The 18781-nt window shown below is 70.1% G+C and carries 15 protein-coding genes; 10 read left to right on the top strand and 5 right to left on the bottom strand.

All coding sequences use genetic code 11. The features are described from left to right. Positions 1-214: 214 nt before the first annotated feature. Positions 215-1855, top strand: a complete 1641-nt coding sequence (locus ABZ319_RS29730) for a hypothetical protein (protein ID WP_354989818.1) — start codon at positions 215-217, stop codon at positions 1853-1855. Between the two features lie 224 nt (positions 1856-2079). Here the strand turns inward: ABZ319_RS29730 and ABZ319_RS29735 are convergent, their stop codons facing one another. From ABZ319_RS29735 to ABZ319_RS29750, 4 genes are read right to left on the bottom strand one after another with little or no spacing between them, the layout of a single operon-like run. Beyond that, positions 2080-3855, bottom strand: coding sequence for a class I adenylate-forming enzyme family protein (locus tag ABZ319_RS29735; RefSeq protein ID WP_354989819.1), 1776 nt, complete (start codon positions 3853-3855; stop codon positions 2080-2082). Then, the gene (locus ABZ319_RS29740; protein WP_354989820.1) at positions 3852-4604 is read right to left on the bottom strand and encodes a glycosyltransferase family 2 protein; all 753 of its coding nucleotides are present in this window, start codon (positions 4602-4604) and stop codon (positions 3852-3854) included. Before ABZ319_RS29740 ends, ABZ319_RS29735 begins: the two co-directional genes overlap by 4 nt. Positions 4605-4625: 21 nt before the next feature. After that, positions 4626-5507, bottom strand: a complete 882-nt coding sequence (locus ABZ319_RS29745; protein WP_354989821.1) for a hypothetical protein — start codon at positions 5505-5507, stop codon at positions 4626-4628. After that, positions 5504-6562: a 3-oxoacyl-[acyl-carrier-protein] synthase III C-terminal domain-containing protein gene (locus ABZ319_RS29750; RefSeq protein ID WP_354989822.1), complete on the bottom strand. Its 1059-nt coding sequence runs from the start codon at positions 6560-6562 to the stop codon at positions 5504-5506. Before ABZ319_RS29750 ends, ABZ319_RS29745 begins: the two co-directional genes overlap by 4 nt. A 192-nt stretch (positions 6563-6754) precedes the next feature. Here ABZ319_RS29750 and ABZ319_RS29755 point away from each other — a divergent pair, with 192 nt between their 5' ends. Beyond that, complete coding sequence (locus tag ABZ319_RS29755; RefSeq protein WP_354989823.1) at positions 6755-7978, top strand: cytochrome P450; 1224 nt, start codon at positions 6755-6757, stop codon at positions 7976-7978. On the opposite strand, the gene ABZ319_RS29760 is transcribed toward ABZ319_RS29755, so the two are convergent. Further along, on the bottom strand, positions 7979-8713 hold the full coding sequence (locus ABZ319_RS29760; RefSeq protein WP_354989824.1) for an SDR family NAD(P)-dependent oxidoreductase: 735 nt from the start codon (positions 8711-8713) through the stop codon (positions 7979-7981). It abuts the gene before it with no gap. A 146-nt stretch (positions 8714-8859) separates the two neighbouring features. Here ABZ319_RS29760 and ABZ319_RS29765 point away from each other — a divergent pair, with 146 nt between their 5' ends. From ABZ319_RS29765 to ABZ319_RS29800, 8 genes are all read left to right on the top strand, one after another. Continuing rightward, positions 8860-9684 (top strand): alpha/beta hydrolase, encoded by an 825-nt coding sequence (locus ABZ319_RS29765; protein ID WP_354989825.1) that lies wholly within the window; start codon positions 8860-8862, stop codon positions 9682-9684. 173 nt (positions 9685-9857) lie between these two features. After that, positions 9858-11225: a D-inositol-3-phosphate glycosyltransferase gene (gene mshA, locus ABZ319_RS29770; protein ID WP_354989826.1), complete on the top strand. Its 1368-nt coding sequence runs from the start codon at positions 9858-9860 to the stop codon at positions 11223-11225. Next, entirely contained in the window at positions 11222-11758 is a 537-nt protein-coding gene (locus ABZ319_RS29775) for a YbjN domain-containing protein (protein ID WP_354989827.1), read from the top strand. The genes mshA and ABZ319_RS29775 overlap by 4 nt, the downstream gene beginning before the upstream one ends. A 368-nt stretch (positions 11759-12126) precedes the next feature. Further along, complete coding sequence (locus tag ABZ319_RS29780; RefSeq protein ID WP_354989828.1) at positions 12127-13011, top strand: ROK family protein; 885 nt, start codon at positions 12127-12129, stop codon at positions 13009-13011. Positions 13012-13112: 101 nt separating this feature from the next. Continuing rightward, positions 13113-13292: a hypothetical protein gene (locus ABZ319_RS29785; RefSeq protein WP_354989829.1), complete on the top strand. Its 180-nt coding sequence runs from the start codon at positions 13113-13115 to the stop codon at positions 13290-13292. Positions 13293-13347: 55 nt separating this feature from the next. Continuing rightward, the gene (locus ABZ319_RS29790; RefSeq protein WP_354989830.1) at positions 13348-14085 is read left to right on the top strand and encodes a phosphoglyceromutase; all 738 of its coding nucleotides are present in this window, start codon (positions 13348-13350) and stop codon (positions 14083-14085) included. Between the two features lie 294 nt (positions 14086-14379). After that, positions 14380-16434 (top strand): CocE/NonD family hydrolase, encoded by a 2055-nt coding sequence (locus tag ABZ319_RS29795; protein WP_354989831.1) that lies wholly within the window; start codon positions 14380-14382, stop codon positions 16432-16434. 188 nt (positions 16435-16622) lie between these two features. Next, positions 16623-18689: a CocE/NonD family hydrolase gene (locus tag ABZ319_RS29800; protein WP_354989832.1), complete on the top strand. Its 2067-nt coding sequence runs from the start codon at positions 16623-16625 to the stop codon at positions 18687-18689. Positions 18690-18781 lie beyond the last annotated feature (92 nt).

Genomic DNA, 18781 nt, shown 5'->3' on the forward strand with positions numbered 1-18781 from the left:
TGAGCTTAGCGGAGTGTGGCGCGGGCACCCGCCCGCGCCACCGTTCGCGTACCCGGCCACTTGTCCGGTCCCGCCCACGTCCGGCCGTGCGGCCCGTCGGGACGTGCCCCCGGGCCGATCGTGAGGGAACCGCGGGGCCGAAGCCCGTTCCGGGTGCGAGGCGGAGGTGGGGCGACTATTCTGCGCCGAACTGGTTCGGCGGAGAGGTTCGGCGGTGGTTGCGAGCACAGCGGCAACGGCGGCAACGGATTTCGGGCGTCCGCTGGGGGCCTCGGAGCGGTGGTTCTGGATCATCGACCGGATCTCGCCGGCCAACTGCGTCGGGCGGGTGCGGGTGCACGGGCGGCTCACCGCCGAGGAGCTGAGCGGGGCGGCGGGCGCGCTGGTCGCGGAGTACCCGTTGCTGCGGGCCGGGGTTCGGGACGCCGGGAACGGTGATCCGCGGCTGTTCGCGCTGGCGGATCCGGGGATTCCGATCCGGCGGGTGCTGGTCGGGGGCGGGGGAGGGGCCGCGTCCCGGAACGGCACTGTCGCTCCGGGAATCGCTTCGGGAACCGCGGCTACTGCGGAAGCCTCCGTAGCCTCGGGAACCTCCATCGCTTCGGGAGCCGTTGCAGGCTCACGTGTCGCTGCCGCCTCGGGGGCCGTTGTTTCCAAGGGAGGCGTTGCCCCTTACGCGTTCGCTGAAACCGCGGTGGTCGGAGTCGAGGACATCGCTTCCGACGCGGTGTGGCGGCGGGAGGTGGACGCCGAGCTTGCGGCGCCGTTCACGCCCGAGCGCGGGTTGGCCCGGATTGTCGACATCGGGTACGCGGCGGGGACGCCGGATGAGTATCACGATGTGGTGCTGACGGTTTCGCACGTCATCATGGACGGGCGGTCGCTGCTCACCCTGCTGCGCAAGCTGATTCGGTTCGGCGCGGAGTCCCGTGCGGGCCGGCACGCCGGCGTCGGCGGGAGAGGTCGTGCGGGTGGGACCGGCCGCGAAGGTCGGGTTGGGTCCGTTGGTGCGCCGATGCCGGGGACGCGTGAGCCGATTCCGGTAGCGGACGACCTGATTCCGCTGGGGGCCAGAGGTTTTTGGCGGTACTGCTACACCACGTTGTCGGATCAGGTGATGGCGGTGGCGTTGCGGCCGCGGAAGCTGGTGCCGCCGGTCGCGGTGGGGCTGGGGGAGCGGCGGACGCGGGCGGTTTACCGCACCGTGGACGCGGCCGGACTGGAGGCGTTGACCGCGGACTGCCATCGGGCCGGGGTCACCGTGCACGGGGTGCTGGCCGCGGCGGTGGCGCGGGTGGTGGGGGAGACCGCGCGGCCCGGGGGCGGTGGGGTGGCGGGGATCGGGTCGCCGGTGGATTTCCGGGCGCTGCTCGAACCCGCGCCCGACGCCGAGGAGTTGGGGATCTACGCGCCGGTGCTGGCGAACTTCGTGCGGTTCGGGCCGCGGGAGTCACTGTGGGCGGCGGCGCGGGCGGTGAATCGGCAATTGGAGCGCGGGATTCGGCGGCGCAAGCACCTGTCGGTGGTGGCGGGCATGCGGTTCGGGACCCCGCGCACCGTGGCGACCGGCCGGCGCGTGGTCGAGATGGTGGACCGGCGCGCGCCGTGGAACGTGTCGGTGACCAACGTCGGGCGGGCCGACTTCCCGGAAACGGTCGGGGGCCGGCGCATCTCCGACGTGACACTGGCGGGCTCGAACTCGTGCGTCAGCGCGCTCACCGTGTCCATCATCAGCACACACGGCCGCATGCGGCTCGGATTCTGTTACGTGACAGGCATTCTCGACGCCACCTCCGCAGAAGCCTTCGCCGATCGGGTCGTGGCGGAGCTGACCGGCCGCGCGGCGCCGGTTTAGCGCGGCACCGGATTAGCTCGGCACCGATCATCTCGCCCCAACCGGTAGTGCGGTCGCGGCCTCGCTGCCCCCGCGGGTCGCCCCTGCGGGTCGCCCCGCGGGCTTCCTGCCGACAGCCCGGGCTCGTGTGGGCCGCCCAACATGCCTGCCCACCTGCGGGCCGGTTCGTTCCCGTCGGCGCGGGGTGTGCAGGCCGATGCCACGCGGATCCACCGGACGGCAGATCAGTCGAGCAGGTCGGCCAGGCGGGTGCGCAGGGCAGCGCGGTCCGGCTTGCTGGTGCGGCCGCTGACGGGGATCTCGTCGACCAGCACGATGTCGTCGGGGAGGGCGGAAGTGTCCATGAGGGCGGGCAACTCGCGGCGGAGGCGGGCCACCACGTCGGTCGCGCCGGGATCGGGGACGACCGCCAGCACGATCCGCTCGTCGCCGACCTCGTCGGGCACCCCGACCATGATCGCCTGTCGTACGCCCGCGACGTTCGCGATCGCGGGCTCGTAGAGGCCGGGGTAGATGTTGGTCTTGCCGCGGATCATCATGTCCTTCTTGCGGCCCATGAGCACCAGCGTGTCGCCGTCGAGGCGGGCGAGGTCGCCGGTGGGTATCTCGCGCAGCGGGGGTTCGCCCAGGTAGCCCGCGCAGAGATTGGGGCCGGACAGCACGAGTTCGCCGTCCGCGGCGATGCGGGCGGTGACGCCCCGCACCGGTGTGCCGAGCGGATCGCCCGCGCCGTCGAAATCGAGCTTGGCCGTGCCGGACGTGATCGCGACGGGCAGGATCTCGGTCATGCCGTAGATGGCGAGAAACTCGCAGTCCGGCAGGGACTTCCGCGCCCGGCGCAGCAGCGCGGTGGTGACCGGCGCACCGCCGAGCGATATCTCGCGGAGCGCGCGCGGGGCGGCGAGTTCGCCGCGCTCGATCGCGGCGAGCACGACCGCGAGATCGGCGGGGGTGAAGAACGCGTGCGTCGCGGCGTCGAGACCGCGCGCGAACCCCACCGGGTCGATATGGGTCCCGAAGCGCGGGTAGCGCGGCATCGACCACCGCGCGCCGGCCAGCAGCGCGGGCAACCCCATCATCAACTGCTCGGTGTGCAGATGCCCGCCCGGTCCGAGGCTGCTGCGCCCCGCCATGGCGGCCAGCCCCGCGCCGAGCGAACCCCGGGTGTGCACAACGGCTTTCGGTGCGGCGGTGGTGCCGGAGGTGAAGACGATCAGCGCCTCGGCGGCGGGATCGGCGGCGGCGAACGCGGCGGTCGCGCCGCTCCCGAGCAGCCGTCGCAGCGGAACGGACCGGGCGGGGGTGCCCGGCAGCCGGGGACCGCTGTGGATATGCCGGACCGGCAGCCTGCCGAACGCGGGCAACGCCAGCCCCCGCGCGCGCCCGAGCCGGTGCAGCGGGCCGCTCAGCAGGTACAGCAGTGATTCCGTTGCCGCCCAAGCCGGTTCGACCAGCCCGATTCGCCGCGCGAACAGCTCGGGCCCCACACCCGGGTCGACGAACACGATCGTGCCCCCCGCGGCGATGGTCCCGAAGATCAGCGTCACCGCGTCCGCACACGGCCGGATGGAGAACAGCATCCGGTCCCCGCGCTGGAAACCGTTGTCCCGCAACCGCTGCGCGACGCCGGCGATCCGGGCCTCCAGCTCGGCGAAACTCAGCGCAGCCGCGCCGACCATCCCCAGCGCCGGCGCATCGGGATGCCGGCGAACCTGTTCGGCGAGCAGTGCCAGGAAATCGGCGGGAGCGTCATGCGGCGTAGGACCGGTGGCGAACCGGGGCGCGGTCCCCGCCTTCGAATCGCCCCGGTGGCCCGCAGCGGCGGTGCCACCACGGATGTCCGCTGTTGCGTCGTGCTGCCGGCCCTCGCCGCTTGTGTTCCCGGCGATTTCGGCTACGGCGTCGTTCCCCAGGCCGTCCTGACCGCCGTCGGCGCCGGTCGCATCCTCGGACCGGCGCGCGTCGCCCCGCCGCGCGCCACCCGCGTCCTCCCGGTTCAACGAATGTCCACCAGCTCCGGCTTGTACCGGTGGTCCGCGTACCAGGCCAGCGTCCGGCGCACGCCCCAGGCGCGCACGCGGCGATTGGAGGCGTACACGCGCACGTCGCGCCGCAGGCCGTAGTCGGTGGTGAGCATGCGGACCGCGTTCACCAGGGCGCGGTCCTCGTGCAGATCCTCGATGGCCGTGCGCGGGAACCCGCCCGCGGCCTCGTACAGCTCGGCTGTGATCGCCATGTTGCAGCCGGGCGTCATGACGTACGGCCCCAGGTAGCGGGGATCCTGGTTGCCCGGCCGGAACTTGCCGAAGGTGGAGGCCACCTCCAGCACCACGCGGATGATCGTGCGATCGATCCACCGCACGTCCTCGTCGGTGCGCGGTATCAGCTGCCCGCTGACCAACTGCAGCCCGGCGTCGAACCCGGCGTTCACCCGCTCGATCCAGTCGCGGGCGGGCAGGCAGTCGGCGTCGGTCCGGGCCAGGCGCAGCGCACCGGCCGCGATGGCGTACCGCATCCCGGTGTCCGAGGCCGCGCCGGTGCCCTTCTGCGTCTCGCCGATGAGGTGGATCCGCACCTCCGGGTGTGCGCCGGCGAAGCCGCGCACCACCTCGGCGGTGCCGTCGGTGGAGTTGTTGTCCACCACGACCAGGGTGAAGTCCCCGTCGCGCTGGGCGGCGAGCGCCTCGAGCGTGGCGGTGATGCCGCGTTCCTCGTTGTAGGCGGGCACGATCACCCACAGTTTGGTCACGGGGACCTCCTCCCGGGGACGCTAGGCGGGCAGCCGGTAGACGATGGCCGCCGCGGACGGTCCCGCGCCCGCTGCCACGAACAACGCTACTTCAAACCCGTCCAGGCGGCCGCTCTCGCGTGCGCTCAGGTAGGCGGCGGGCAGGGCCGAGGTGTGTGCGTCGCCGTGGGCGTCACCCGCGTGCGCCGCGCCGGCGGGGAGCCCGAGGCGCTCGGCCAGCAGGTCCGGGAAGTCGCCGGTGGGGCGATTGGTGACGAGCAGGGTCCGCGCCGGATCGGCTCCGGCCACCTCCAGCGCTTCGGTCGCGGCCGAAACGGCATGGTGCAGCAGATCTTCCACCGAATTCACGGTGCGATCGACGGTGATGGCCCCGCGCCCGGTGGCGCCCATGTCCGGCAGCCGCACGTAGCCGACGGGTTCGGGCCGGGCGTCGGTGGCGCTGATGTGCAGCTGGCCGAATCCGTCGGCGCCCGTGGACTTCTCCAGCACCATGGCCGCGCCCACCGGATCGATCGGGAAGCCGGGCGCCGGTGCGGGCGACTTGGCGGGGTGCGCGTCCCCGGACACCACGAGTACCCGGTGCACGGTCGGCGAGGCCAGCAACGCCTGGCTCACCTGGATCGCGTTGAGGACCCCGGTGGCCCCGTTCATCAGGTCGAACGACAGGCACGGCACGTCGCCGCGCCGGTATTCCAGCCCGATGCCCGCCTGCTGCTGGATGAGCGCGGACATGGCCGGTTCCACCATGTTCGAGTCGCGGTACACGCCGGTGTTGATGAGCGCGTCGATCGTCTCGGGGGTGGCGCCGGCCTCGCTCACCGCCCGGCGTGCGGCCGCGGCAGCCTGTTCGATGGAGCTGCCGCCGCCGATTTCGACAGCGACGGAAGAGATTACGATTTTCATGCGTCGCACACCTGCAGTTCGCCGAGGGTGACCGAGAGGAATCCGGCGACGACGCCGGAGGCCGCGGGGACCAGCAGCAGTTTGTCCCCGGCCGCTATCCGCCGCTGTTTCAGCGCGTCGTGCAGCACCACGAAATGCGAAGTGGACGCGGTGTTTCCGTAGCGATCCAGGACCGCGAGCCCGGGCGGCACGGCGGCGTCGAATTCCCGTTCGGCGATCTTGTTGATCAATTCCACCGCGGGACCGCTGAATTGGTGATGAATGACGTGGTCGTAGCCCTCGGCCTCGAAGGTGCTGTTTCGTTCGGCGAGGAAATCGCGCTGCCGATTCGTCCACAGCAAATAGCGGGACTCGTTGTGCATGGCGCGATTATCGGTATAGAGCGCGATTCCCGCGCTGCGGTCGCTCGGCATGCCCAGGCACAGTTGTGCGAAGGCGGCGCTGGTGTTGAGTTCGATGTAGTCGATGCCCTCGTCCGCGGTGCCGCGGTCGTCGAGCACCACGGCGGCCGCGCCGTCACCGACGGTGAGCGAGGCGAATTGCGGATCGTATTTCTCCGACATCTCGCGCACCGCGGTATCGGAGATCGGGGTGATGTACTCGCCGGACACCACCAGTCCCCGTTTCACGATGCCGGTGCGAATCATGCGCTCCAACACCAGAACTCCGGTCAGCATGCCCGCGCAGGCGTTGGATACGTCGAAGTGGATCGCGCCCGCCGCGCCGAGTTCGTTGCGCAGCAGCAGGGCGAAGGAGGGCTCCACCCAGAAGTCGTCCCCGTGGATGCGGGTGATCGAGCAGGAGATGATCACGTCCAGATCGCTTGCGGCGTAACCGGAGTTGTCCAGTGCGCTGCGGGCGGCGGCCAGGGCCACGGTGAAGGAGTCCTCACGCTGCCCGTCCGCGTCGACGCCACAGCGCCTGCGGTGCCGGACCCCGCTGACTTTCTCCAGGTCGATGGGAGATTCGACGGAAAGTTGCGCGAGCAACTCAGCGGTCGAAACCTCCTGGGCGGGCAAATAGGAGCCCACCGCCTCGATTCGTGCTCTCACCATGCGATCCACTCCAAACAGCCACAGATGCCGGGGACGCTAGCAGCGCACACATTTCCATTATGAAGAATCTCTGATTCACATATTGTGAGGTGGGCTACATTGCCGTGCAACCCCGCATACGCGTAGGCAGGCTGAACGAGCGCCCGTGCCGGGGGAGGCCGGGAGACGTCACCGGCGAGAGTCTGGAGTGCCATGTTGAAGACCGCCACCCGCCACGAACTCACCCTGCTGGCCGCCGGGCAACCGTGGCTGCCCGCGCTGTTGCTGGCGGGCAGGCTGGTCAAGCCGATGCGCAAGGTGCCCGGGCTCGGCTGGTTCGTCGCCGACCCGCTGGTGGCCCGGCAGATCTACAACGACTCCGCGCACTTCAGCATCGTGTCCGAGGGCGCGGCCGGGCACTGGTGGGCGCAGGTCGTCGGGGAGTGGGTCGAGGACCTGTTCGAGGGTCCCGGGCACACCGCGCTGCGCAACAAGGTGCGCGACCTGTTCACCGCCACGCATACGGACGCACTGGTCGCGGACACCATCGGGCCCGCGCTGAAGCAGATATCGGTCGATCTGGCCGCGGGCCGGACCGTCGACATCGCCGAACGCTCCCGCGTACTGGTCGGGCGCAGCGTGTCCGATCTGGTGGGCATGGAACCCGCCGACATCGCGGCCATCTTCGCCGATTCGGCGGACCCGAGCGCGTTCGAGGATCCCGACGAGCCGTTCCGCGTCCTGTTCACCCACGTGGAGGAACTGGTGAATCTGGCCATGGGCACCATGGCCTCCACCACCCTCGACCCGGTGGCCGTGGAACGGGCCCGGACCCTGGCCGGCAAGCTCGCCACCTCCGTGCCCGCCGCCTACGAGCGCGCCGACGGCACGACCACCCTGGGCCGCTGCCGCGAACTCGGCCTGGAACTCGAACACGCCTCGGGGCTCGCGATTCTCATGGCCGTCGCGGGGACCGACACCCTGGCCAGCGCCATGACCCGGATGGTCGCGCTGCTGCACGACAGCGGCGAGCAGCGGGCGCTGCTGGCTGCGCCCGAGCGCACCCCGGACGCCGTGCGCGAAACGCTGCGCGTCACCAGCCCGGCCTACCTGGTGGGCCGTTCGGTGACCGCCGACGTGGAGGTCGCCGGGCGGCAGCTGAAGGCCGGCGAGCACGTGAAGATCCTGACCTGGTCCATCAACAACGCGGTCGGGGACTTCCGGGTCGCGCGGGACTACGTGCCCGAGACCCGGCAGCTGTGGTTCGGCGGCGGCAGGCACCTGTGCCTCGGCGCGCAGCTGGTCCATTCGGAACTGGGTGCGCTGCTGGAAGCGATCACCGCGGACGGCCGGGAGTGGGAGATCGTCGAACGCAAGTACAAGCGCAACGTCTTCATCCCGACCTACTCGACGCTGAAAATCCGTCTGGCCGGGTGATCAGGAACGGCGCGCGAAGCGGCCCGGATCGGCCTGATCGCGCGGCTTGACGATGATCGTGTCCAGGTTGACGTGCGGCGGGCGCGACGCCACGAACCCGACGATCTCCGCGATGTCCTGCGCCACCAGCGGATCGATGCCGTCGTACACCTTGGCCGCGCGCTCGGCGTCGCCGTTGAAACGCACCAGCGAGAACTCGGTTTCGACTGCGCCCGGGGCGATTTCGGTGAGGCGCACGGGCTGTCCGAGCAGTTCCCCGCGCAGCGTGCGATGCAGCACCGCCTGGGCGTGCTTGGCCGTGGTGTAGCCCGAGCCGTTGTCGTAGGCGTGGAACGCCGCGACCGAGGTGATGGTGACGATCAGGCCGTCACCGGAGGCGATGAGCTTGGGCAGCAGGGCCTTGGTGACCCGCAGCGTGCCCAGCACGTTGGTCTCCCACATCCACCGCCAGTCCTCCAGGTCGGCGTCGGCCACCGTCGCCAAACCCTTTGCGCCACCGGCATTGTTGACCAGCACCTCGGCCGATTCGACGGCCGCGGCGAACGCGTCCACCGATGCCTCGTCGGTGACGTCCAGCGCGAGGGCCGTGCCGCCGATCTCCGCCGCCAGCCGCTCGAGCCGATCGACCCGCCGCGCGCCCACGATGACGTGGTAGCCCTGCTTGGCGAGTTCGCGGGCGGTGGCCTCCCCGATCCCCGAACTGGCCCCGGTCACGACAGCGGTGCGAATGCTCATGTCAGCAGAGCTTAGGCACGGTGTGTCCGGCTCGGCGCGCCGAGGTGCGGCGGGTAGCCGGTCACCGGGCACGAATCAGCGCGAGCGGAAGTCGGCGATCGTCCCGAACGGAAGCCGGCGTGTCGCTGCGGGTTAGCCTGGCCGGTATGGCGATTCGGGAAGTGGTCAGTGCGGACGGAACCACCATCGTGTACCGGGTGAGCGGGCCGGAGTCCGCGCGCCCGCTGGTGCTGCTGCACGGCTGGGCCGGAAACCTGCGCTGCTGGGGCGCGGCCGGGGACCTGCTCGCCGAACACTTCCGGGTGATCGCGGTCGATCTGCGCGGGCACGGCTACTCCGGCGCGCCCGCGGACGGCTACGACGATCCGAAGAACTGGGCCGCCGACGTCGCGGCGGTCCTCGCGGGGGAAGGCGTCACGGCCGGCGCGCTGCTGCTGGGCTGGTCGTACGGCGGCATCGTGCTCACCGACTACCTCGCCGCGCACGGCACCGGCGCGGTCGCGGGCGTGATCTACACCGGCGCGCAGGTCAGCATCGGCCGGGGCATCGCGGGCGCCGAACCCGGTCCGGTCATGCTGCAGGCCATCCCCGACGTCTTCGCCGAGACCGCGGCCCGGGCCATGCGCGGTTTCGCCGCTTTCGGCAACGCCAACGTGGGTCGCGGCACGGACAAGGGCGTGGACGCCCAGCGCCTGTTCGGCGGCAGCGTCGCCACCCCGCCGCGGGTCCGCAAGGCGCTGTTCTACCGGACCGTGGACAACACCGAGACCCTGCGCGCCCTCGACGTCCCGGTGCTGGTCCTGCACGGCACCGCCGACCCGGTGGTGCCGATCGAGAGCGGCCGCCACATCGCCGACACCGTGCCCGGGGCCCGGACCTCCTATTGGGAGGAGTCGCTGCACGGGCTGTTCATCGAGGATCCCGCGCGTTTCGTGGCCGAGGTCACCGCGTTCGCGGACACCCTGAACTGAACCCGCGCGGCACCCGTTCACCCGGGCGAATGCCCCGCGTGAGGCTCGGACCTGGAGCTTTGTCCGGGCGGCTACTCGTCGAGGGGCGTATACTGCGAAACTCCTTGTGAGCCAGGTCACTTGGTTAGGTAACCCACGTAGGTCCGGTGGCGGGACACGTGCACACTGGAGAGGTGAGTCAACGCACCGAGTTACGGCCCCATCGCATCGCCGTCCTCTCGGTTCACACTTCTCCACTCGCGCAGCCGGGCACCGGTGATGCCGGCGGCATGAACGTCTACGTGCTGCAGACCGCCATCGAGCTGGCCAAGCGCGGCACCCAGGTCGAGATCTTCACCCGCGCCACCTCCTCCAAGGACGAACCGCTCGTCGAGGCCGCGCCCGGCGTGCTGGTGCGCAACGTCGTCGCCGGTCCCTTCGAAGGCCTGGACAAACACGATCTGCCCACGCAGCTGTGCCCGTTCTCGGCCGAGGTGCTGCGGACCGAGGCGCGCAATCTGCCCGGCCACTACGACCTCATTCACTCGCACTACTGGCTCTCGGGCCAGGTGGGCTGGCTGGCCCGCGATCGCTGGCGCACGCCCTTGGTGCACACCGCGCACACCCTGGCCGCGGTCAAGAACGCCTATCTGGCCGAGGGCGACACCCCCGAACCCGCCGCCCGCGTCATCGGCGAGAAGCAGATCGTCGCCGAGGCCGACCGGCTCGTCGCCAATACCGGCGAGGAGGCCCGCCAGCTCGTCGAGCTGTACGGCGCGGATCCCGATCGCATCGACGTGGTGCTGCCGGGCGCGGACCTGTCCCGGTACAACCCCGGTGACAAGGCCGCGGCGCGCGCCGAACTCGGCCTGCCCGCCGGGGATCGCATCGTGGCCTTCATCGGCCGCATCCAGCCGCTCAAGGCTCCCGACGTGCTGGTGCGCGCGGCGGCCCGGATGCTCGCCGACGAGGCCGCGCTCGGCCATCGCCCCGAACGCCCGTTGCGTGTGCTGATCGTGGGCGGACCGTCGGGCTCGGGTCTGCAGCGACCGGACGCGCTCATCGAATTGGCCGCCGCCCTGGGCATTTCCGATCGCGTGACCTTCCTGCCGCCGCAGCCGCCGCACCGTTTGGTGCAGGTGTACCGGGCCGCGGATCTGGTGGCGGTCCCCAGCTACAACGAATCCTTCGGCCTGGTCGCCATCGAGGCGCAGGCCAGCGGGACCCCGGTGCTCGCGGCCGATGTCGGCGGGCTCGGAACCGCTGTGCGCGACGGTGTTTCGGGTCTGCTGGTCCCCGGCCACCGCACCCAGGACTGGGCGGACGCGCTGCGCTCGCTGCTGGCGAATCCGGCGCGGCTGGATCGCATGGGCCTGGCAGCGGTCGAGCACGCGGCCAATTTCTCGTGGGCGCACACCGCGGACGGGCTGCTCGACAGCTACAGCGCCGCGCTGTCCCCGTCGCGGGCCGGGCGCGTGCGCAGCGGTAGCGTGCACGGTGACAGCAATCAAGCCAGATCACTGGCGCTCTGGAGGCGCCGGACGGGAGCCGTGCGCCGATGAGTGAACACACCGACGCTGCCGCGCACGACGCGGGATCGATCGACGTGACCACTCGGCTCATAGACGACACGCTACGAGACCGCGAGATCGAGTTCTCGCGGGAATCGGACGGCACGTTCGTCGTCATCCTGCCCGGTGAGCGCAAGCTCAAGACGGCCATCGGGGTCAAGGTCGGCAAGCACGGCGTGCGCATGGAATCGTTCGTGTGCCGCAAGCCCGACGAGAACTTCGAGGGCGTCTACAAGTTCCTGCTGCGGCGCAATCGCCGGCTGTACGGCGTGGCCTACACCCTCGACAACGTGGGCGACATCTACCTGGTCGGCCGGCTGGCCACGCACGCGGTCACCGCCGACGAACTCGACCGCTGGTTCGGTCAGATCCTCGAGGCCGTCGACGCCGACTTCAACACCATTCTCGAACTCGGTTTCGCGGAATCCATTCGCCGGGAATGGAAATGGCGCGTCTCCCGCGGGGAGTCGCTGAAGAACCTGCGCGCCTTCGAACACCTGGTGGACTCGGCCGACAAGCCGTAGGACCCGCCGCCGCGGTGCCGCCGCGCGCGAGGATCGCCGGATGTGGATGGCGTCGAGCTACGTCGGCGCGGCCGATTCGGAGCTCGAACGCGGACGTGGCCGACAAGCCTTGGATCCTGCTTGCCCGCCGCCGCGCGCCGGGATGAGCACGTCGTCGGCGTCGGGCTGTGTCTGCCCGACTTCTGGAGCTTCGACGCGCAATGCGAGGGATACGCCGGTGTTGCGACGGCGGGCGTTCCCTGCGCGGCGGCCGGGATCGCCGTCGCGGGGAGCCTCGGGGATCGCCCGGTCCGCGCGGGCACTCGCGCCTGGCACAATCGCCGCGGGCCGCCGTGGTGCGGCGCAGGGCTGCGGAAGGGGTAACGGCGATGGTGGCATTGGCGCTGGATATCGGCGCGACGAAATTCGCTGCGGGGACCGTTGATTCGGATGGCGCGGTGCGGGGTGCGCGGCGGATCACCGTGCCCGCGAGCGGGGTGTGGGACGCGTGCCGGGAACTGCTGCTGGACGTCGCGGCGGGGGACGAGGTCACCGCCGTGGGCATCGGGTCGGCGGGGCCGGTCGACGTGCGCACCGGGACCACCGGGCCGATCAACATTCCGGAGTGGGCCGGCGGGTTCGACGTGGTGGCCGCGGTCGGGGAGCTGTTCCCCGGGGCCATGATTCGCTTCACCATCGACGGGGACTGCCTGGCGCTGGCCGAACAGCGCTGGGGCGCCGCACGCGGGGTGCGGGACTTCCTGGCGCTGACAGTCTCCACCGGGATCGGCGGGGGCATCGTCGCCGACGGGCGAGTCGTCGTGGGCCGCACCGGAAATGCCGGGCACCTGGGCCACATCGTGGTGCCGGGCAACGAGGAACCGTGCGCCTGCGGCGGATTCGGCTGTGTGGAAGCGGTCGCGAGCGGGCCGTCATCGGTGCGCTGGGCGCGGCGGCAGGGCTGGACGGGGGAGAGCGGGGTCGAACTCGCCGAGGCCGCCCGGGCCGGGGACGGGATCGCGCTGGCCGCCCTGCACCGGGCGGGCTCCGCGCTCGGCACGGCCGTGGCCTCGGCCGCCGCGCTGCTCGACACCGATCTGGTCGTGATCGGCGGTGGTTTCGCGCAGTCGGGCGAGGCGCTGTGGGAGCCGTTGCGGGCCACGGTCGCCGTGCACGCGCGGCTGCGATTTCTCGACGAGTTGCGCGTCGTGCCTTCCGAATTGACCGATCAGGCGACCCTCGCGGGGGCCGGGCTGCTCGCGCTCGGGGGATAGCGGCCGGCGGCTCCGCTACGGCGCGTCACGGTGCCGTTGCGGTCGGGCGTGTCGGGAATCTTTTCCTCGAAAGCCACTCGTGCGCCCATTACGGTGGCGGTGTGGGGTCTCCGAAATTCGCGCCGGGTGATGTCATCTACGTGCCCCAGGGGCCGTTCACGGGAGTCTGCGGGGTGGTCCGCGAAGTGAACGTGGCACGCTCCGAACTCCGGGTCGAAGTCGCGTTCAGTGCGCGCAGACACGGACTGACCGTGACGTTCGACGAGGTGGAGTGGGCCTAGACCACCGGCGAGGGTGACTCACCGCGGGTGATCCGGCCCGTGGGAGGATGACCCCATGACGTACACCCTCGTGCTGCTGCGCCACGGCGAGAGCGAATGGAATGCCCTCAACCTGTTCACCGGCTGGGTGGACGTCCGGCTCACGGACAAGGGTGTCGCCGAAGGCAAGCGCGCCGGCGAATTGCTGGCCGAGGCCGGGATTCTGCCCGATATCGTCTACACCTCCCTGCTGCGCCGCGCCATCAGCACCGCGAACAACGCGCTCGACGCCTGCGATCGTCACTGGATTCCGGTCGTGCGCGATTGGCGCCTGAACGAGCGCCACTACGGCGCGCTGCAGGGCAAGGACAAGGCGCAGGTCAAGGAAAAGTACGGCGACGAGCAGTTCATGCTGTGGCGTCGCAGCTACGACACCCCGCCGCCGGTCATCGAGGCCGACAACGAGTACAGCCAGAACGACGACCCGCGCTACGCCGGCATCGACGTGCCGCAGACCGAGTGCCTCAAGGACGTCGTCGCCCGCATGGTGCCGTACTGGGAGGACACCATCGCCCAGGACGTGACCGCGGGCAAGACGGTTCTCATTGCCGCGCACGGCAATTCGCTGCGCGCGCTGGTGAAGCACCTGGAGGGCATCTCGGACGACGACATCGCCGGGCTGAACATCCCCACCGGCATCCCGCTCAAGTACGAGCTCGACGAGAACCTGCGCCCGCTGGGCCCGGGCGTCTACCTCGATCCGGAGGCCGCGGCCGCCGGCGCCGCCGCGGTGGCGAACCAGGGCGCTAAGTAAGCCGTAGTTCACGCGAACGCGCTGTGACCGAGAAATTCGGGCACGGCGCGTTTTGTGTTTCCGGGGCATTCGGAGCGGCGAATAGCGCTCTGATCGGCGGATCTACCAGCGTCGATGGAGAAATGGTGACACAGATCTCAGTACGGCACCGTAGGGTATTCGCGCTGACCTGCAATGCAATTTGCCGAAGTATTGCCCATTAAAAATGAATACCTGTAACCGCGCTTTGCAACTTACTTCTCGGTAGTTAAGCTTCCGGTCGTTCGACCAGATGCGAGAGGTAGATCACGTTCGATGAAGCACGCGCTACGGGCCACTGTGGCGGCTGCCGCGGCAGCTCTACTCGTTCCCTTGACCGGCATCACAGCCGATGCCACCCCGCAGTCCTTCGGCCCCGACGGCGGCGTTGCCGGCGCGGCCTGGACCGCGGCGCAGGATGGGGCGCAGGAATTTCCGAATGTCGCCATCGAATGGGACGTCCCCATCACGATGAGCGACGGCACCGTCCTCAAGGGCAACGTGTACCGCCCCGCGGACGCGTCCGGCCGGGCCGTGGACGTCCCGACGCCGACCGTCGTCAACATGACGCCGTACACCAAGCTGGTCTCGAACGTCGCCGACAGCGCCTTCGCGATCCCGGGCCTCGGTGACGCGCTGGTCAACCTTTTCCGGTCGATCAATCTGACCGGAACCCCCATCACCGGCTTCGGCGAACTGCTCAACTCCGTCGGCAACGGCCAGCTGCGCAACTTCAGCGTCGACCGCTCGCTCATCAAGTCCGGCTACACGCAGATCGTCGTCGATGTGCGCGGCACCGGCTTCTCGCAGGGCGCGTGGGACATGCTGCGCCAGCGCGAACAGCAGGACACCGTCGAGGTCATCGACTGGGCCGCGGCCCAGCCCTGGTCCACCGGCAACGTCGGCATGAGCGGGCTGTCCTACTCGGCCATCAACCAGGTGCAGGCGGCGGAGAAGCGGCCCGCGGCGCTCAAGGCCATCTTCCCGGTGGTGCCCGGCAGTGATCTGGTCAACGACGTGCTCGCGCCCGGCGGCGGCTTCGGCTTCAACTTCATCCCGCTGTGGCTCAGCGCCATCAACGGCCTCAAGTGGCTGCCGGACCTGGCCGCCATCGCGCAGGGCAAGTTCGACTTCAACTGGCTGCAGGACCGCGCGGCGGACCCGTACACCTACCTCGACGTGCTCATGTCGGCGTACACCACCACCGATATGGCCAACCTCGATCCGCGGGTGCGGGACATGCTCAACGATCTCTCGGTCGCCCGGCAGGGCTGGCTGGGCGATCCCTCGCAGATCCGGGCCGCGACCTTCGTCGTCGGCGGCTGGCACGACCTGTTCACCTACTCCGAGACCAAGATCTACAACGAGCTGCCGCTCGCGCCGGGCACGCAGAAGCAGCTGCTCATGGGCAACGGCTACCACGCCACCTCGGGCGCCGAAGCCGGTCGGCCCGGCCTGCCGCCGCGCCTGGACGTGCTCCAGCGCGCCTGGTTCGACAAGCACCTCAAGGGCATCGACAACGGCATCGACTCCTACGGCCCGGTCACGCTGCGCCAGCAGGGCGGCGGCTGGATCACCCAGAACGGATTCGGTTCCTCCGCACCGGTTTCCGAGGCGGCTCGCTACCGGCGCATGTATCTCTCGGCGCAGGCCAGCGGCACCTCCAACGGGCTGTACGACGGCTCGCTGACCGCCGAGGCCAACGGTGACCTCGCGCGCCTGAGCGTCGCCCCGGGGCTCACCACCCTGTGCTCCAACGACGCCGCGCAGGCCACCGCGGGTGTGCTCTCGCTGATCGACATGTGCGCCAAGGACTCTCGCATCTCCGAGACCAACGCCCTGACCTTCACCAGCGCGCCGGTGCTGGAGGCCACCACGGTCTCGGGTCCGATCGCGGTGCGGCTCAACACCGTTCAGGACGCCGAGGACGGGTACTGGACCGTCACGGTCAACGACGTCGCGCCGGACGGCACCTCCACGGTGCTGACCTCGGGGCAGGTCATGGCCTCGCTGCGTGAGGTCGACGACGCCAACAGCGCCCGGTCCGAGAACGGCGACTACACCGATCCGCGCCTGTTCACCTCGCTCGACAAGCAGCTGCCGGTCGTGCCTGGTGAGGCGACCACCCTCGACATTCCGCTCAGCGGCACCGAAGCCGTGCTGCAGCCGGGACATCGCCTGCGGGTGGACGTGTTCGCGGGCAACTTCCCCAAGGGGCTGCCCATCCTCCCGATGCTCCTGGACACCGGACTGCGGCCGCAGCACGTGCAGCTCGACCCGAATCGTCCGAGCTTCGTGAACATTCCGGTGCGCGGCAACACCGGTTGGTGATCGACGCGGCCCGGATATGAGCTCCCCGGTTGTGCACAACGACGTGCACAACCGGGGTCTTTTCTTTTGTGCACCCTGACAGACTTCGGCCGAACTGGCCCAGACACCCTGTGCGCGACCTAGTGTCACGACCACCCGTCGGACGAAGAAGTGGTTGGGGCACAGTGCGATTCCGATTCAGATCCCTGGTGGCGAAGGCCGTGGTCGTGGCGACCGCGGTCACGGCCACCGCGCAATTCCTCACGCCCGCCGCGGCAGTCACTCCGGTCGGACCGGACGGTGGCGCTGCGGGCGCGCAATGGGCTGCGACGCACGATGATCCACAGGTTTACCCACATGTGAACATCGAATGGGACGTGCCGATCACCATGGGTGACGGCACCGTGCTGAAGGCGAACGTCTACCGGCCCGCCGACGCGTCCGGGCGGCCGATCGACACCCCGACGCCGACCATCGTGAACATGACGCCGTACACGAAACTCGGGTCCATGATCGCGGATTCGGCGCTGTCGGTGCCGGGGCTGTCGGACGCGCTGGTGCGGGCCTTCCGGGATCTGGACCTGACCGGGACGCCGTTCTCCGGCATCACCGACCTGACCAGGGCGCTGGGCGGGGGACTGCTGCGCACGTTCACCGTGGACCGGCAGCTCATCAGGTCGGGGTACACGCAGGTCGTGGTGGATGTGCGGGGAACCGGCTTCTCCCAGGGCATCTGGGATCTGCTCGGTGCGCGCGAGCAGCAGGACACCCTCGAGGTGATCGACTGGGCGTCGCGGCAGCACTGGTCCACCGGTGACGTGGGAATGGCGGGCATCTCCTATTCGGGGCTGAATCAGTTGCAGGCGGCGGCGAAGAATCCGCCGGCGCTCAAGACCATTTTCCCGGTCGTGCCCAGCCGCAACCCCTTTCGCGATCTCGTCGCACCCGGTGGGGCCATCGGCGTGACGTTCATGCCCATGTGGCTGGCGGCGGTGAACGGCGGCAAGCTGGTGCCCGACGTCGCCTCGTTGATACAGGGGCGCTTCGACATGAACTGGCTGGCCAGTCGAATGCAGGATCCGTTCACGTTCGTGGACGCGTTCCTCGAGGTGTTCCTGCAGCCGGACATCGACGCGTTGAGTCCCAAGGTGCGCCAACTGCTCGACTCGGACAGCCCCGCGCGGCTGTCCTGGGAGACCGCGCCCGAGCGGATCACCGTGCCCACCTTCATCACCGGCGGCTGGCACGACGTGTTCGTCGCCTCCCAGGCCGACGTGTACCGCCGAATCCCGTTGCCCGCCGGGCAGAAACAGATGCTCGTCGGCGACGGCTACCACATCTCCAACGGGAACGAATCCGGGCGGCCGGGGCTGCCGCCGCGCATGGACGTGCTCCAGCGCGCGTGGTTCGACAGGTGGCTCAAGGGAATCGACAACGGCATCGACGGATTCGGGCCGGTCACCATGAAACAGCAGGGCGGCGGGTGGATCACCGCGCCGGGCTTCGGGGAACTCGCCACGGACACCGGCGGTTCCGACGCCGCGGTGATCCCCGGAGCGAGTGCGGAGTACCGGCGCATGTACCTGGCCGCCGCGCCGAGCGGCACCGGCGGGCACAGCGTGCACGACGGGTCGCTGTTCACCGAACCGGCCGGCCCCGACCTGCTCACCGTCGCACCGGGATTGACCGGACTGTGCTCGCGGGACGCCGCCCAGGAGACCATCGGCATCGTCTCGATCATCGACGCCTGCGGGAAGGACTCGCGCATCCACGAGTCCAACGGGCTCACCTTCACCAGCGCGCCCGTGGCCGAACCCACCGTCATCTCCGGCCCGATCGCGGTGCGCCTCAACACCGTTCACGACGCCGCCGACGGCTACTGGTCCGTGACCGTCAACGACGTCGCACCCGACGGCCGCTCGGTCACCCTGTCCACGGGACAGTTGGTCGCCTCGCTGCGCACCATCGACGAGGCCCGCAGCACCCGCCTGCCGAACGGCGACTACATCGACCCGGTGCCCGACCTGTCCCTCGATACCCGGCAGCGCACCGAACCGGGAGTGCCCGTGCCCCTGGACATCTCGGTCGCGGCCGTCGAGGCGATCCTGCAACCGGGTCACCGCCTGCGCGTCGACGTCTACGCGGGCAACTTCCCCAAGGGCCTGCCCATCACCGCCATGATGATCGACTCGGGCCTGCGCCCCCAGCACCTGCTGCTGGACCCGGCCGCCCCGAGCTTCGTGAACATCCCGGTCCGGGGCAACCCGGGCTGGTGATCGCCGCCGGCGGCCGCGGTGCGCTCCGCTGAACGATGGTTACGTCCGCCGGGGACGCTGCTGCGTCGCGAACGCTGAACGATGGTCACGCC

It is taken from the genome of Nocardia sp. NPDC005978 (genome assembly GCF_040614455.1).
Taxonomy (GTDB): Bacteria; Actinomycetota; Actinomycetes; order Mycobacteriales; family Mycobacteriaceae; genus Nocardia.

What these genes read in the sequence shown, in the direction of transcription:
- ABZ319_RS29780 (WP_354989828.1), top strand. Translation starts at nt 12,127, where the DNA reads ATGGTGGCATTGGCGCTGGATATCGGCGCGACGAAATTCGCTGCGGGG.
- ABZ319_RS29755 (WP_354989823.1), top strand. Translation starts at nt 6,755, where the DNA reads ATGTTGAAGACCGCCACCCGCCACGAACTCACCCTGCTGGCCGCCGGG.
- ABZ319_RS29775 (WP_354989827.1), top strand. Translation starts at nt 11,222, where the DNA reads ATGAGTGAACACACCGACGCTGCCGCGCACGACGCGGGATCGATCGAC.
- ABZ319_RS29760 (WP_354989824.1), bottom strand. Translation starts at nt 8,713, where the DNA reads ATGAGCATTCGCACCGCTGTCGTGACCGGGGCCAGTTCGGGGATCGGG.
- ABZ319_RS29745 (WP_354989821.1), bottom strand. Translation starts at nt 5,507, where the DNA reads ATGAAAATCGTAATCTCTTCCGTCGCTGTCGAAATCGGCGGCGGCAGC.
- ABZ319_RS29750 (WP_354989822.1), bottom strand. Translation starts at nt 6,562, where the DNA reads ATGGTGAGAGCACGAATCGAGGCGGTGGGCTCCTATTTGCCCGCCCAG.
- ABZ319_RS29790 (WP_354989830.1), top strand. Translation starts at nt 13,348, where the DNA reads ATGACGTACACCCTCGTGCTGCTGCGCCACGGCGAGAGCGAATGGAAT.
- ABZ319_RS29765 (WP_354989825.1), top strand. Translation starts at nt 8,860, where the DNA reads ATGGCGATTCGGGAAGTGGTCAGTGCGGACGGAACCACCATCGTGTAC.
- ABZ319_RS29795 (WP_354989831.1), top strand. Translation starts at nt 14,380, where the DNA reads ATGAAGCACGCGCTACGGGCCACTGTGGCGGCTGCCGCGGCAGCTCTA.